Origin of the sequence: Bacillus cereus group sp. BfR-BA-01309, from assembly GCF_022664315.1 — a bacterium.
Lineage (GTDB): Bacteria > Bacillota > Bacilli > Bacillales > Bacillaceae_G > Bacillus_A > Bacillus_A mobilis.
Genome location: NZ_JAKUHE010000029.1, coordinates 1 through 16,626, shown reverse-complemented (window position 1 = coordinate 16,626; position 16,626 = coordinate 1). Strand labels below are relative to the sequence as shown.

The window sequence follows — 16,626 nt, the reverse complement described above, 5'->3', positions numbered from 1 at the left end:
TTAAAATAAAGTTAACTGTCCTGATTCATCATTATTCAAATCCATCTCTTTGCTAGTTTTTTCTTCCTGTTCCGTTGGTTCTTCGTTACATGATTTAGATAAAACACTTAGTGTATTACAATCTGCATGATTCCGCTGATAACAAGTGCAATACAATGGTACTTCAGGATCAACTTGTTCTAAATAGCAATCCCCTTTGCCCAGAGAACAAATTTCCCAGTGTCCATATGCCCCAAACCCTTTCTTAGAATAGCCTAGAGCCGTGTATGAAGCGTCTGATTTCATATGTGGGTTTCGTTCCATTATTCTTTTTAACTGTTCTATCCACATAGATTCGCACCCTTATAAAGCAACCATATATACATTTTTTTGCATCTTAATGAACATTTCTTGCAGAACAAGATTTAACGAAACATTCGCTTGTCTTCTTATATAACCTTTTTCTAAAAGTTCTATTGCATCAGCAATTCCTTTTACACCCAGTTTTTCAGCATGTAGCTCTAAAATACCGATTTGACTTTGAAAAGATATTAAATCTTTCTTATTCGTTAAAGCATATAGTACATCTTTAAACCATATATTTATAAATTTAAATAGCATTGGCTCTTTTTCTTTTGTATCTATTAATTTTAATAACTTTATTATTTCTATAAAGACTGTAGGTTCCATCAAATTTTTCATCAACCTAACTATTTGTGAATGTAGTTCTATAAACCACTGCTCTTTTGCCAGTGATATAGCTTTATCAATATTATTTGTCATACGAGTTAAAAGCTTTACTATATCCTGAGAAAGGTTAGCTGCAGATAATTCATCTTCGTATTCTCCCATAGGTGTATCTAGAAAGTTTAAAATTTGGCATCTAGATTGAATCGTACCGAGAACCCTTTGTATGTTTTCTGTAACAAGAATGGCTGTTGTATTTCCATCCGGCTCTTCTAAAAATTTCAATAAACTATTAGCAGCACTAGTTGTTAGCATCTCAACTCGATCAATAATATAAATTTTTCTTGATAGTTCAGTAGATGTATATGAGATTTCTTTGTGTAACTGCTGAATTTGCTCCTTTTTAATACTCCCACCCTCTTCTGGTAAAATAATAACTACGTCAGGTTGAATGTTGTTATTTATGCGATCACAATTTCGGCAATCATTACATGGTATTCTCTCTGTATTTTCAAAGCAAAATAGGCTTTTAATAAATAATAAAGCTGTCTCTTTTTTTAAAGTACCTGCTTCCCCATTAAATAGATACGCATGACTAACCTTTTTATTTACTAATCCATTCTTCAGTATTGTCCCTACAATATGTTGCTTTTGCATAACTTCGCTCCAAGATATAATCCTTGTCATCATTACCACTCCTTAAATTTTATTATCACAAAAAGACCTTTCGAAGAAATAAGTGCTATTGTAAGAGGCTTACAATAATTCTTATAACCCGAAAGGTCTTGTGTATTAGTTTAAGCAAAATAAAAATATTATCAATTAAATAATAACGAATATTCAGACAGTATTCAAGCAAATATATCAAGCTACATTTCTATTTTAGCAACTTTCTACAGAACAACTACCATTTATACTTTAAACTACTCGCTAAATTAACTAAAGACTTACATTCATGATCGATTTTATCTTTTAAATTCCAGGTGAATTTATGCGTATAACTGTCTGTCACAGAGAACCATCTCAACATCGAAAGTGGTTCCCATAGTACGTCAGGCAATATTTTATTAGCCCATGGATTTTCTAAAACCGATGTTATTCTAGGTAATGATATAATAACCGAACTTAACTCCTGACTCGTACGAAAACGCCCATCATGTTGCATTATTTCTGGTGGCTGACCTATTTTTTCTTCAAGGCTATGTGATTCAAATACGGGTGCACCTTTCCATCCATAAAACGCATACCATATCTCCCCTGACACAAATTCACCTCTAAAGGATCGCAATGGATGCAGATTTTCTCGAGTCAATAACATATCCCAAACTTCATCTTGATAATCCAGCCAAATAATAGATGGAATTTCTTCTGATAATTGATGGCCACGTTGTTTTGTAGCACAAATTTTACTAATTGCATTTAAACCAACAGTATCCCCCGGTTTATTTACAACTGGTTTTCCAAATGGGGTAACTGTATGTACCCTAAAAGGAGCTGGTGATTTCTCTTTCTTGAATTCCTGATAAGCTCTAGTTTCCTCATTATTCATTTGTTTTGAATGCACTTCAACAATAAACTGGTTTCCATTAAAAGAACACTCAAATTCTGGCGTTCCAATCCCCCTTTGACATGGTACAGGTTTTACTTTTACTCCAGCCTCTAATAAATAACCATATGCGCGTAATTCTCCCAATGCTGCTGAGGATGTTGAATAATCTTTAATCTCCATCAATCTACTTTTTAATGAAGATAACCATTGTTTATTAATACCATTAACAACTCTGAAAGCAGTTAATGTGTTCATCGCCACTTGATTATCATTACCAGCATAAGGATCTCTTGGAAACAATATTCGCTTTAGAGGATGCTCACGATCTAATGTTTTAAAAGAATAAATTTGTTGCTGTTCCTCTTCCGTAAATAAATCTAACCACTCTTTATTTACTTCCATCCATCATCTCTCCCTATAATTTGACCTTCTTCAAACACGATAAACACTAATATTAAAAATGTCAAATATAAGGATATAATTCATTACTAACGCAAGTATGATGGAACTCTTATCAATCTGACTATTAAATACACCACTAACTAAACATTTAACTTACCTATATTAAATTAAGGAAAAAATCCTATACAAACTATTTGAATTTCATATTATGGTCTTTGTTTTAAATAATAAAATTTCTTTATATATCCAAGTCTACCACCCATTAATTTTGCTCATTGGCATATCTTTTTAATGCACTTTCAAATGCTGAAATCCCCTTACTATTTACAAAGCGAATAGGAGTGTTATAACGAGCTGCTGCAGGGATAATTAATTCATGATATATATGACTCAGTAATTCTGTTAGATAAAAGACTACATCAGCTTTTTTAACTGCACTATCTATTTTACGATGCTGATCTTCTGCTACAAATATAATTTCTGCATTGTATTTTTCAACGCACTCTCTATAGTATCTTTCTTTATTTCCACCAATTACAGCCACTTTCTTTCCTGATAAATCATTCTTATACACATTTCCTTGCGGCTCTTCTTCTTTCTGCAATTGAATGATTTCTTGAGCCATTTGTACAATCATTTTATTTAAATACGCTACTTCTTTTTTATGTTGTTCTGACTTGATTTCCTCCTCTGTTGCCAAATCAGTCATCAATTCATTTACTGACCTCTCTGCTTGTTTAACAACTCTTGATGCCTTAGCATCTGATGAGATTTTTTGTTTTTTCAGATGTTCATTTTCCAGTTTATATTTATTTAACATTTTCTCTTGTTTATTAAACTTTTTTTCATACTCGTTTAACTTACTTTGAAGTTTATTCCGCTCCTCTTTAAACGAAATCTCTTCGGCCTTTTCTTGACTAGGATATCTCTCCTTATGAAATATTGCTAATTCTGCAAGAATGTTAATGTATCTGAATGGAGCAGCTTCTAAGTACAAATCATGCATATCATCTGTTCCTTGAGTTTTTATATAAGCAGTAATGAAAATTGTGAAATGCATTCCGTACTTCTCAATTACTTCTTGTACATCTTTAATTTGCTTCTGTTGATTATCTGTTTGATCATACGCTGCTTGTAATTGAGCTATCTCTATTTCACCAGCGACTTTTAAATTCTTTTGAAGTCTTTCTTTCATTTGTAGTTTACTATATTCTTTTAACAAGCGATCGATTTTCCCTCGTTTACCCTGTTTCTTTTCCTTCGCTGTTAAGAAAATTTTACAGTCATTGAAAAAACGTGTAACTATTTTCTTGTGTTTCGGTGAATCACTTTCTATTAAAGAAATAATAATGTACAAATCAACAACATCAGATAATGATTCCGTAGATTCTAACCAATACTGAGAAACAGCATCTTTCACTTTTGTAAATAATTCATCAGATATTTTATCGTGACCTATAGAATCTCCTTCCTCAAAACACTCACTGTAATGTTTAAATAAATCTATCGATTCTTTTCCTTCGTTTTTTGTAATCGAAACTAATTCACCCATTTTTAATCCCCTCCACGATAGAATTTTCTGATAACTACTCTAAATAGTAATATGTGGAATTATGAGTGTCAAATTGATTCATTAAGTTTTTAATCTTCCTTTTTACCAAATCAATAGTTATAATATTCTTATAATTTTTTACTTTTTGTTTTTTCTTCTTTAAATTAAAAGCAGCCCTTTGGGTTGAGTTAACACATGAAAATGTGAACAGTAACTCTACTCATTTGGCTGCTTTTTTGCATTTAAAAGGATTGCCATTTAATAAAATTTGATATTTATGGGAGGAATATTAATGAGTAATTATGTTGCACTATACCGCGCGTATAGACCAAATAGCTTTAACGATTTAGTGGGACAAGATCATATTAAAACGACAATCATGAATGCGATTAAACTAGAAAAAGTAGCACATGCCTACCTTCTATCTGGACCACGTGGTACTGGTAAAACAACCGTTGCCAAAATAATTGGAAAAGGTGTTAACTGCTTAACTCCATTAAGTAATGGGGAGCCTTGTCAAAAGTGTGCCAACTGTAGTGATATCAATAATAATAAATTCGCGGATATTCTAGAATTTGATGCTGCAAGCAATAATGGAGTGGAAGAAATACGGCAGATACGAGACCAGGTACATTTAGCACCGGTTACAGGAAAATATAAAGTGTACATTATCGATGAAGTGCATATGCTTTCAAACTCTGCATTTAATGCTCTATTAAAGACATTAGAAGAGCCACCAGCACATGTTATTTTCATACTGGCTACAACAGACCCACAAAAGGTTCCTAAAACTATCATTTCAAGATGCCAACAATTCGAATTTCGAAATATACCTCTTCAAGCAATGATTGACAGATTAAAATTCATCTCCAATGATCAAGGAATTCAGATTACAGACGAAGCATTACATTTAATATCTCAATTAGCTGAAGGTGGTTTAAGAAATGCTCTTAGCATAATGGACCAAGTCATTGCATACGCAACAAATAATGTAACAATAGAGCATGTTGCAACAGTCGTTGGTAAGGTAGCTATTCAAGATATTGAAAAACTAATACATTATATAACTGAGAAAGATTTAACCAGCACTTTGGATTCTTTACAAACTATCCTAGAGAGAAAACAAGCGGATTTCTTTTTAAGCGATTTAATCGGTTACTATAGAGACCTCATGATATTTAATCTATCTCAAAAAACTGACATGTTTAAAGTGGCCATTTATAATAATGCCTTTTTAAACCTTGCTGAGCGAATACCATTATCCAAGATTCCAAGTATTCTTGAAGAGCTTACTACGGTACAGTATAAAATAAAAAATTCTGTATATGCAGCAACGCTAATCGAAATTGCATTAGTAAAGATACTTCAGCTGGAGCAGGAAATATCAACGATCCAACCGAATATCAAAAATAATGAAAATGAAGATTCCAGTGAGCTTAATCAAACCTTGTTACAAAGTTTACTTGATGCCATCGCAGCATTCAATCAGCGTTTAGACGAATTAGAAAAACAAAAAGAAGAACCAACTGCTAATCAAAGACGCAGAAACATTCAAATTTATCGCGATCCTAAAGCTAAGGAAACTGCAAAAGATATTGTTTTACCAGAAATCACTTGGGAAACAAGCAAATTATTAGAAACTTTCCTCCCTAACTGTATTGCTCATATAAAAAAAGATAATCCTCTTATTGCAAATAGTTTAGGAGAAATAGTTCATGCTACTGGATCCAAACACCATATTATTTTCGTAATGGAAAATCCCCAACAAGTTGAGACATTATATAATCCATTAAATGATTCCATAGTTACTAAAACCATTTCACAATTACTTAGACGTCAAATTAAAATGATTTACTTAGAAAAAATTGAGTGGGAAGAGATAAATACTAATAAGGAAGTGTAAAAATAAATCAAAATCCCCGAATCATTAAACAGATACGGGGATTTTTTATTAGCGTTTCTCTATATTCCTATAAAAATCATGTAACTTTTGTTGTAGCATATCACGATCCCATAACAATACATTTGTACCCTTCGCCTGGTTTTGTGCCTGTCTAGTAAAATAGTTATTGGTGATAACCAATCCTTGGTCCAATTTATAATAAGAGATACCAGCTATCACTTATTGTACTGCCTTATTTGGAACCTTATCACTATATCTCTTTGCCTGTATTCCAATAGATAACCCTTTTCTTTTAGCAATAACATCAATACCATAATCACCCGAACTATTTGTTACCTCTGCCTTATAACCCATTTCCACAAATAGCTTCGCTACAAATTCTTCAAACTGGTATCCATCCATTTCATCAATACTTTCAAGTGTTATAGATACATTATCCTCATCCTCAGCTAAAAGATAGGATTCATAATCTTGCAACATCTGATCTTCACCTTCTTGCATTAACATGTTTGTCAGTTTTTCTTGCAATTCTTGATATGTTACGTCTAATTCGATTTTGTTATTTTTTAACAAGAAACACATGAAATTCGCCACATCTTCGTGATTTTCTATCATAGCAAAATCCGCTGCATGAAACGCTTGTAAACATTCCGTTAATGTCATATTTGATATATTTTCAAATTGAACATTATTATGCAGATTGAATGTTTCTGAAAAATCGTTAATAGCATTCTCAACAACCTGTTCTCTTACAAAAACACCCACTAAAAATTCATCACCCTCTATATACTTTTTTTCCATTAAGAATTGGGTGAAAGTTTCAATCTCATCATGGAAATTTACTGTATCGTCTAAAATATCATCTAAATAAGTTGCATTGATTAAAGGTTTGATTTTCTTTTGATAAAATCGCTCGAATAAAATTTGAATCGTATTATTTTCCAAGCATTTTTGTTTCCACAGTTCCATTTGATTATTCTGTACCTCATCTAAATCAGTTAAGTACTTTCTTATGCTCGATGCAAACTCCTCATCATAAAAGTTATAATGCCATTCACCAAGTGATATACGTCCTCCGTTTATACGAAGCCAACGTTTAGTGAGAGTTTCCGTAGAAGGTTCGTTAGGTAAGCGGAAATTGTCATCAGTGCTACCATAGATATGAGTTGCCAAATACGCTTTGTTATCCACCAAAACATAAATATCTCCATTAATATGACGAAGATCAAAAACTTTAAAAAGTGTATGAGGCTGAGATTCTATTTCTTTTATCCAATCAGCCACAACCCGTGGTATATTCTCCTCGTCTCCCTCCTGATTCACGTTCCCTTCCAAATTATCAGTTATTTCAACGCTATCAACAAATTCACCAGTGTGAATGAAAAAAGCATATTTGATATTATCAATGAGATCACATGTTAAATTTTCAGCATCGTCCACATTATAAATATAAAGGATTTGCTCCTCATATGAATACACTTTACTAGCCAAAAGGGTTTCTTTGCTAGAATCTATGTAATACCCGTAATTTAAAGTATAATGAACTACTGTATTCCAAACCTCTTCTATATTCTCCACAGGAAGGAATCCAACCTTGTGATTTTGAGGTACAAAAGCAATTTTAATTTTTTGATTACCAATTAAATATCCTAATATGGATAGCCTATTTTTATCCCACATTACATCTCGTTTTTTTGGAATATACGTTTCATATATTACTTCGTAATGAATAAATAACATCTCCTGATAATATGTATAGGATTTATAAGATTCTTCAACAAAACCTGGGAGTACATCAATTATTTCTCTTGCAACTTGTTCTTGAACACTAGTATCCTTTTCAATCTTGGCTTTAACCAGTTCCGATTGGTTTGGTATAATGGTAACTTCTTTATATCCATAGTTTGATAATTCAAGCTCAATTACCCGAATTATTAATTCTTTTATTTTCGGATCTCGAAATGTTTCTAGTGCCTCAAAATTGCAACCTATGAATAACCTTTCATCCCTATAACCCTTTATTGATAAAGCTAGATTATCCAGCATGTCTATTGGAAAGTCCCGTGCAAAATCAAATGTCGATGTGAACGTAATATAATCATCTAATGCACTTAACATACTCCCTATTAATGGCATATGATTATCTTTTAATTTGCTATTCTTTTTTCGATATTTTTCTAAATCTTTAATTATAGAATTGAGTATTTCTATTTTCGCTTCATCTATCCTTTTATTTCCATACTCAATAAAATAGGTAATTAGATATTGGTACATTTCTTTTAATTCTTTATGCTTTTCCTCATAGCCAAAAATTGATTTCTCCATGTTGTAGTAGGGAATTTCGATTTCCTCTTCCTTCGAATAATTCAATCTATATTTAATAAAGATTGAAATCAAATTCATATTGTCCATAGCAGCAAAATCAAATTCATTCGCACATTCTTCAGGACTATACATATCCCCAAAATTTTCACCTGACTCTTTTTGTATGCTTATTTCTTCTGAATTATAGCGTATACCCAGTCCATGTATATCACCTAAATCTAGGATATTTGGTTCTTTTTCTGGACTGGAAAATTGTATATAAGCTATCTTTTTAGACAATTCATCAAGAAATAAAACATGCAACAGATCTTCACTTACAAATTCAAAGTCATAGTGAAAATCTAATAAAAACTCCTTTGCTATCCGAATTACTTCCTCTTTGTTTTTAATATAGATTTCAATTCTTTCTTCTTTAGACAACTTTGCAGCCTTTTTTCGTTTAAAAAACCCCCACATTTCTCATCACAACCCCATATATAGTAAAAAACATATTTATAGCTTATATGTATTATAAACGCTTCCATAAATGCCCTGCTAGTTTTAAAAAATTAAGCATTTTGGGGCAAGTAAAAAAGGATGATACATTTACTATGTATCATCCTTTTTTATTAGAGTGTGATTATAAAAAAACATACTCATTCTCTTTTAAGAATATTAATTCTTATTTAATCAGTATATTTTTATTTATTAAAATACGGTTTTTCCTTGTTATGTCCTTTATTTTCATACAATCATAAACAATAAAATTTATAGTTACATTAAAATCATAAAACTGAGTTAATTACCTATTATCCTTAATTTTATATATACTGTTCTTCAGCTTAGGATTCTTGTGCAACCGTACTTTAGTCCCATTAATATCTAAGTCGATTTTTTCTTCCTCTAAAGCCTCAATTTTCTCTTTATGTTCCTTTTCAATTCTATCTCTTTCTTCTTTTTTCTTAGTCGCCTTGGGACCAATTACGAATAGAATTAAGAATATACTCACCATGACAACAAAAGTAGTCACTAGTACCTCTCCCCCCTTTGCCAAAACTTCATACAACGAAATTCCTTTTAATGTCTAAGACTTAATTCAGAAAATTAGAGGAGAACGAGTACTAGTATAATTACACAGAAAAATAATAGAAATTACCTGCACTATTCCCTCCTACCCTAGATAAACATAGATTATAAATGGCGCAACAAGGTCGGTACTATCAATGTCATTACAAATATAAAAATTGAACTATATCTCAAACTAGAACTCCATTTCCCATATTTCGGGTGTTCAAATTTCTTATAAAGCATACCTAGTGCTAGAGATATTAAAAACATTAATACAGCTGTCCCTAAAATTATAGAAGTGATTAAACCCACCATATTACTCATAAAAGTTTGAAAATCAAAAGAACGTGTTGTCAACATTAACACCGGTAAAATCCTTATTAGTAGTATGAGAATGAAGGATCCTACTCCAAAATATATAGATCTTTTTTTCCACTTTATATGTTTAAACCATAAAGAAGCCCCAAAAACTAATAATGATATTAAAATTACTACAGAAAGTATAAGGAAAATAACATCAAAGAATGCAGGCACACTCGCATGGACTGCACCATCTATTTTATCTCCCCCATCTTTTATTACATCACTGCCGCCATTAAACAAAGAACCAAACCAGTCTACAATCCAATCCGTCATCCAGGAAATATCGAATGGTAACTCTTTATTATCTGTTTGTGCAGGAGCAGCTGAGTTAAATACCTCCAAATTATCCTCCCCCTTATTTAAAATTAAGCCCTTTACTTTAAGTATATAAATTTCTCCTACCAAAACTAAGAAAGTTTGAAATGATACAGATTATATTTTTAGAAAAATGATTTAAAACCCCTATTAATTATATATTTTACACTCGGATCAAGGTTGGCATTATCAAATGCGACAATATCATCAGTCGCTTAAAAAACATAACGTTATCCAAAGTATGTCCCGTAAGGAAATTGCTTAGATAATGCAGTCATGGAAAATTTCTTTGGCTTATTAAAATCTGAATTACTTTATCTTAAAGAGTTTGAAAGTATGGAACAATTTAAGCAAGAACTAGAAACTTATATTCATTACTACAATCACAAAAGAATTAAAACAAAACTAAAAGGATTGTCCCCTGTGCAATACAGAGTTCAATCCTTAGTAGCCGGGTAATATGTACCCATTTGGAGCCCACTTCTCCCGCGATTCAAGTCGCCCAAGGTAACGAATTAATAGCAGGTCCAGCCAATACAAATCTACCGTTAATCATTATAGGAGATTTTAATTCAAATGCTAGTGGAACCGGCACACCAACATACGGTAACTTTATCAATGCTGGATTTCGAGATGTTTGGGTAGAGGTTGGTAAGGGACAAGGATTTACCTGTTGCCAGGGCTCTGATCTATTGAATGCTGTGTCCTCCCTAAATAGAAGAATAGATTTTATTTTGCTAAAAAACGGTTGGAATCCAATTGTGGCGGATGTGGTAGGAGAAGAACAGCATGACAGAACGTCAACTGCTCTCTGGACCTCCGATCACGCAGGAGTATTTGCAAGTTTACAATTATAGAGTCATCCTAACCATCACCTACAATGACAAAAGTAACAATTGATATTTATACAAAAATGAATAGACGGCAGGATTCTCTTTCATCTATTTTTTATTTATTTTCTTTGATTTTTGACTAAATGAGATTAATTAAAATAAAAGAGAAGTTTGTTCTAAATCATTCACCAAAACCTTCACCATGGCTTTTTCCTCTCTTTCGCTGCAGCAACCTCATACCGAAATTCCTGCTTCACCCTCTTCGTTTCCTGCATCTCGCATAGTTTTTGTTTTTGGGGCAATCTGTTCTGTTAGGTTGATTGGCATATGACGGGGCCTATATAAGGAAAAATGCGGATGAATTCCAACAAACAATATATACCGATAAATGGGGTGATAAAAATATTAGATCAAATCACTTTGGAAACGCCAAGTCGGCAGACAAAAAGCAATGCAATGGTTCTCGACTTGGACAAGCAAATATACGAGTCGAACCGCTTAGATCATTCGTCTTAAGATAATTCTTATTCTAAAAATAGATACGTAATACGTGGGGTTTCCCCCCCACACGACGAGCCAGCACTCTGGCCAAAAAGCAAATTTCAGCCCAAAAGATTAAAATAAAACTAAATCAAGTAAAAAATAATAAGCTAAATTATCCCCTGTATAATCACCCAAAATAGTAGAAATGATATAAGCACCCATATACATCTATTAACAATTTAATAGACTGAGAATATAAAGTAGTATAACGAATTAAATAACTAATTAGGAGTGTTATGTTATGTCATTTGGAATTGATGTGAGTCATCATGAGGGCAATATTAATTGGAATGAAGTAAAGAATGATCCAAATCAAGTGAACTTTATGATTGCAAAAGTAACAGAGGGTTCTGAGCAAGGCACTAATTTTGTCGATCCAACCTTTCAATATAATATCAATGGTGCAAATAGTGTTGGCATCCTGACAGGAGCTTATCATTTTTTTCGGGCAATCTCTGTTAATGATGCAAAACAAGAGGCTGCTTTCTTCATTAAAAATTTACAGAGCGTAACATTAACTGCACCTGTATTTGTTGACATAGAGGTTAATGATGCAAATTTGGATCCTGATACATTAACAGATGCTGTAAATGCATTTTTAACAGAATTGAAAAATGCAGGGTATACAAATACCGGTGTTTACAGCAACCTATATTTCTTTCAAAATAGTCTAAACGTTTCACGCTTACAAGATACTTTATTGTGGGTTGCGCGTTATAATCCAAGAGGTGCAGGAATGGAATGTGATATTTGGCAATACACAGATACCGGAAATGTACAAGGCATTAGCAGTAATGTCGATTGCAATATATCTTATGTGGATTTGGATAACGGGAATAATAACAATAATGGACCTAATAGCTCCTATATAGGAATTGTTACTATCGCAGGTGATAATGTGAATTTACGAGATCAACCTTCTATGAGTGGTAATGTCATTGGAACGTTGCATCGTAACGAATCCTATAAAGTATTTTACGAACAAAATGGCTGGTTAAACTTAGGTGGGAATGAATTTGTTTTTTATGATTCTAATTATATTTGTTACTGTAACTATATAGGGATTGCTACAATTACAGGCAATAATGTAAATTTACGAGATCAACCTTCTATGAGTGGTAATGTGATTCGAACATTACATCATAACGAAGCTTATAAAGTATTTTACGAACAAGATGGCTGGCTAAACTTAGGTGGAAACCAATTCATTTACTATGACCCTAGCTATATTGATTATCAATTACTTTCTGCATGTTCCAATTGTTAAATAGTGGACAACTCCTATGAGGGGTACCACCACATCGCTATCAAGCTAAGAAAAGAAAATACCCCAAAACGAGAAAATTGACATCTCCAGGTGAAAATGTACAATTTTTTGTTTTGGGGGCGTTATAAAATTTTTAAGTTGATGTGCATGTATGGTGACCCCACATCCATCAACTTAAGGATTTAGACTATTCTTGAAGTTAAAAGCACGTTACTATTCTTTTATATTAACGAGAAAGAGTGACGTACTTTTTATGCATAATTTCAGTGTACACAATGACATTATTTTTTGCACCAGAACCGGATAAACTACTGGTGTGCCATATTAATCTCCACTTTCCTCGTTATTACAAGCTAATAATGGTTCGTACATCATTATAGCGTGATTCTCCGTTACATATTGATCTTCTACAAACTGTTTCTGTTGGCTATATACTCTACGTTGAATAACATTGTGTCGTATATAACCACCCCAGTATGCAGATTGGATTGAGTGTTCTTTTTCATAAACTTCATATTGATAAAGCTGCGGATAGGCTGTTCTCCATTCACCAACTAAATGTTTATCTGTGATATAAAGGTGAAGTTGATACGATTGGTCCGTTTCATTTTTAATTTGCAAGTCCAAATAGTTATAGGAACAAGTCGCTCCGCTTCCAAACGGCTGGGTCCGCTTGGAATCAGGAAAGACATCAAAGCTATGACGATATCGCTCTGTTACTGTCAGTGGTGTATGTAAGGTCATCCAATATATTAAATTTGAAAGCTGACAAAGTCCCCCTCCAATGCCTGCTTGAAAAGATCCATAGTGTAATATCATACCTTCTACATACCCTTTTCTCCTAGTAGGCTTACCTATTAAACGCCAGTAAGAGAATGTTTCTCCCGGTCTAATGACGATACCATCTAGCTGTTTAATGGCAATCTTTAAATTAACAACTTTATTCTGTTGATACCACATATCTACATCCTTGAGCTTACGAAGTAGAATCGTTCGGTGCTGAATCGCTGTACAGGGTAACTTTTCTTGTTGTAAAGTTTTTGCGTATGTTTTTCCGTCTGCTAACCACTGGATGTACCTCTTTGTAGAGTAATACCATGTTCCTAGCATAATACGATACTTAGACCGCTGTTTAGGACGTAAGTTCACTATATTCATTTTATTTTCTCTCTCTATCGTTTTCATATTTTGACCTGGTCAAGAAAAACTAGAACACTATTTTCTATTTCAGCATGGAAAGCATAACCTTTTCTAATTCAGCTTTATTTAAAATACTAACGGTGATTACTATTTGATACGCACTTTTTCCATCTTTCGCAGGAACAATCATTTTCATTCCTGTTATATTACTATCACTGGACTTACCAAAGGTCACTTGGTTTCCACCAATCATCTCCATACCTTGTACAAACTGTAGTTCATATTCTTCAAACATATGGAATCCTTTTCTATTCCAAGGATCTTTTTTCGCTCCTAGGACTTCTGATTGTTCGATGATGATTTGACCATCATCCCCATCTGTATATTCAGTTCTAACTACAGGATTTAGTTTCTCTATTATAATGTCTGAGTCAACCTGTTCTTTTACTAGATGGTATCCTTCTGGCATATAATTTGGTTTTTTTATCGGAAAATCAACTAGTTTTTTCGCATCTTCTATTGTAGATGGGAAATGTTTTCTAACTTTTTCCCAAAGTGGACCTTGAGAATTCCCGTTTGTTTCTAGTTTATTTTGTTCTTCTTCATTTAACATCCCCCCTAAAGCCACTTCTTTTTTCTCGAGAGTAAACCAATCTTCTTGCAATTTCACTAATGTATCAAATTCTTTTTTTGTCAAAAACTTTTTAGCCGCTGCTATTTTGTCAATCATTTCTTTATATTGGTCTTCTGAAATCTTTAATTCTGCATGTGCCTGTTCTTTTGTACCGACTATCTTTTCTACAACTGTATGAATAGAAACATCTTCTTCTTTTTGGGTTTCTTTTGTTTTGATTTTTTCTAATGTTTGTTCTTTCTGATGCTTATTTGACTCATCTGCACGTGCATTTAATAAAGAGAAGGATGATACAGCGATAAAAGCAACAACTCCAAATGCAGACCAACGATAAGAGTTCTTTTTGAACTTTTTAATCATAAGAATTCTCCTTTTTAATGTTCTTTTATTTCTACTTAAGTTTGCTAAGCCTGGCACTTGATAATAACTTGAGTAATGTTCTAAAAGACTAATAATGGTATGACCATATGCAATTTGTTCCTCTGAATCTATAAATGTAAGAGCGAACGCATCGCATGCCAGCTCCTGATCTTCTCGCATACATGAGTAGGCATACCAAAGAATTGGGTTAAACCAATTTAGAATGAGTAAGCCATGTATAAGCCAATTTACTCCAACATCTCTTCGTTTGATGTGAGCCAATTCATGATAAAAAATGTATCGCAACTGTTGCTCATCTAGTACTTTCATATGTACAATTGACAATAACACCTTTGGCCGAATAAATCCGAACACAGTTGGACTTGAAATCTTCCCGGCCAAAAGTAGTGGGATATCCTGTTGAACGGACATAGATTGTTTGCAGTTCTTAAAGATTTTAACAATTCTTTGTTCTGTAATTACAGGTTGTTTTTTTATGTAGAGTAATAAACGCCTATTCATAATGATGGTAGTAAAGCTCAGAATGATAATCCCAGCAAGCCAAATATATAAAAGGATTGTATAAAATGAAAACGTCTCATCATCTTGCTTTTCATTATTGTGCGTTTGTTTCTTACTTTCCTCAGCTTTTTGTGTTGAACTAGATGTATAGGTATCTTCATTTGTGATTACCTTTGTATCACCTATATCTACCGATCCTTGCATACGTTCTTTTGTAGGAGGAACAGTTACAGGGTCTTGGTGAAAGATAACTGGAGTTCCATTACCATTACTGTACGAAAGGATAGAATAGATACTATAGGAACTATCTGGTGACCATGGTAATAGAAGTCTTACAATTAAAATCATCCATAACATATACTGCCATCGTGGAGTTAACTTGTTTCTAAGCAAGGTTTTGACACATAAGATTAGACCAACTAATATACTTGCCATAATGGATGTTTCTATCACCCAATCAAAAAATCGAGGTAGATAGACGTTTACAAACATATCTATCATCATTATCTATCCTTCCTCTGATTTTCCTCAGACTTCTCATCCAGAATACGTTTGAGTTCGTTAATGTCTTCTGAAGATAGTTTTTCTTCCTTTAAGAAATTCACAAGTAAAGGTTTAAATGCCGCACCATAGAAACGTTTGAGGAGAGATTTTGTTTCTACTTGTAGATATCTATCTTGCGACACTAAAGGATAATATGCTTACATACGCCCTTTATCTTGCTGGTAAGAAACAGCTTCTTTTTGGACTAATCGATTAATAAGTGTTCGAATTGTTTTCGGTTTCCAGTCCATTGTTGCCTCTAGCGCTTCAATCACTTCATTCGCTGTTTGAGGAGATTTTGACCAAAGAACTTTCATGATTTCCAATTCAGCTTCCGATATTTTAGGTAATTCTTTCATTTAAGAAAATAATTATCAGGTCAGAAGCAAACGCCAAAATTAAAGATTATTCCTACATACTTACTGAAAGAATTCTCCTTCTTCAAATGTATGCAGGACGATAACCCAACGGTAACAGTAAGAAGGACTTTCTTTTCTACTCATAAATAGAAAAACGAGCACCCTATCATGAACTGCACCCCAATTGTTAGACACAGTCTAACAATTGGGGCGCAGTTTTTCTATGGCTAAATTTACAGCTGATGAAAAAACACAAATCGTTCTACGTTATTTGAACGGCAATGAAAGTTATCGAGAAATGGG

Annotated in this window: 11 protein-coding genes and 4 pseudogenes; 4 read left to right on the top strand and 11 right to left on the bottom strand. The window is 33.1% G+C overall.

Annotated elements, in window-relative coordinates:
* The 4 genes from MR115_RS27960 to MR115_RS27945 all read right to left on the bottom strand — a co-directional run bounded on the left by MR115_RS27960 (position 1) and on the right by MR115_RS27945 (position 4,169).
* Complete coding sequence (locus tag MR115_RS27960) at positions 1-330, bottom strand: hypothetical protein (RefSeq protein WP_242243517.1); 330 nt, start codon at positions 328-330, stop codon at positions 1-3.
* Between the two features lie 12 nt (positions 331-342).
* Positions 343-1,353, bottom strand: coding sequence for a DNA polymerase III subunit delta' (locus MR115_RS27955; protein WP_242243514.1), 1,011 nt, complete (start codon positions 1,351-1,353; stop codon positions 343-345).
* 217 nt (positions 1,354-1,570) lie between these two features.
* Positions 1,571-2,617, bottom strand: a complete 1,047-nt coding sequence (locus MR115_RS27950; protein WP_242243512.1) for a hypothetical protein — start codon at positions 2,615-2,617, stop codon at positions 1,571-1,573.
* 262 nt (positions 2,618-2,879) lie between these two features.
* The gene (locus tag MR115_RS27945; protein ID WP_242243510.1) at positions 2,880-4,169 is read right to left on the bottom strand and encodes a DUF2325 domain-containing protein; all 1,290 of its coding nucleotides are present in this window, start codon (positions 4,167-4,169) and stop codon (positions 2,880-2,882) included.
* A gap of 292 nt (positions 4,170-4,461) precedes the next feature.
* On the opposite strand from MR115_RS27945, the gene dnaX reads away from it, so the two are divergent.
* Complete coding sequence (gene dnaX, locus MR115_RS27940; RefSeq protein ID WP_242243508.1) at positions 4,462-6,072, top strand: DNA polymerase III subunit gamma/tau; 1,611 nt, start codon at positions 4,462-4,464, stop codon at positions 6,070-6,072.
* Positions 6,073-6,120: 48 nt separating this feature from the next.
* Here dnaX and MR115_RS30285 read toward each other — a convergent pair.
* From MR115_RS30285 to MR115_RS27925, 3 genes and pseudogenes are all read right to left on the bottom strand, one after another.
* A pseudogene (locus MR115_RS30285) lies at positions 6,121-8,118 on the bottom strand (restriction endonuclease).
* A gap of 1,060 nt (positions 8,119-9,178) precedes the next feature.
* Positions 9,179-9,406 (bottom strand): hypothetical protein, encoded by a 228-nt coding sequence (locus MR115_RS27930; RefSeq protein ID WP_242243505.1) that lies wholly within the window; start codon positions 9,404-9,406, stop codon positions 9,179-9,181.
* A 161-nt stretch (positions 9,407-9,567) separates the two neighbouring features.
* Complete coding sequence (locus MR115_RS27925) at positions 9,568-10,149, bottom strand: hypothetical protein (RefSeq protein WP_242243503.1); 582 nt, start codon at positions 10,147-10,149, stop codon at positions 9,568-9,570.
* A 133-nt stretch (positions 10,150-10,282) separates the two neighbouring features.
* On the opposite strand from MR115_RS27925, the pseudogene MR115_RS27920 reads away from it, so the two are divergent.
* A pseudogene (locus MR115_RS27920) lies at positions 10,283-10,581 on the top strand (IS3 family transposase); the annotation flags it as partial.
* Positions 10,582-10,592: 11 nt separating this feature from the next.
* On the top strand, positions 10,593-10,979 hold the full coding sequence (locus MR115_RS27915) for an endonuclease/exonuclease/phosphatase family protein (RefSeq protein ID WP_242243501.1): 387 nt from the start codon (positions 10,593-10,595) through the stop codon (positions 10,977-10,979).
* 173 nt (positions 10,980-11,152) lie between these two features.
* On the opposite strand, the pseudogene MR115_RS30390 reads toward MR115_RS27915, so the two are convergent.
* Positions 11,153-11,239, bottom strand: a pseudogene (locus tag MR115_RS30390) (DUF3967 domain-containing protein); the annotation flags it as partial.
* A gap of 500 nt (positions 11,240-11,739) precedes the next feature.
* Here MR115_RS30390 and MR115_RS27905 point away from each other — a divergent pair.
* The gene (locus MR115_RS27905; RefSeq protein WP_242243498.1) at positions 11,740-12,765 is read left to right on the top strand and encodes a GH25 family lysozyme; all 1,026 of its coding nucleotides are present in this window, start codon (positions 11,740-11,742) and stop codon (positions 12,763-12,765) included.
* Positions 12,766-13,089: 324 nt separating this feature from the next.
* Here MR115_RS27905 and MR115_RS27900 read toward each other — a convergent pair whose 3' ends face one another.
* The 3 genes and pseudogenes from MR115_RS27900 to MR115_RS27890 form a co-directional block, all read right to left on the bottom strand.
* Positions 13,090-13,923, bottom strand: a complete 834-nt coding sequence (locus tag MR115_RS27900; RefSeq protein ID WP_016119196.1) for a VanW family protein — start codon at positions 13,921-13,923, stop codon at positions 13,090-13,092.
* 64 nt (positions 13,924-13,987) lie between these two features.
* Entirely contained in the window at positions 13,988-15,922 is a 1,935-nt protein-coding gene (locus MR115_RS27895) for a M56 family metallopeptidase (RefSeq protein WP_242243537.1), read from the bottom strand.
* A 2-nt stretch (positions 15,923-15,924) separates the two neighbouring features.
* A pseudogene (locus MR115_RS27890) lies at positions 15,925-16,323 on the bottom strand (BlaI/MecI/CopY family transcriptional regulator).
* Between the last annotated feature and the right edge of the window lie 303 nt (positions 16,324-16,626).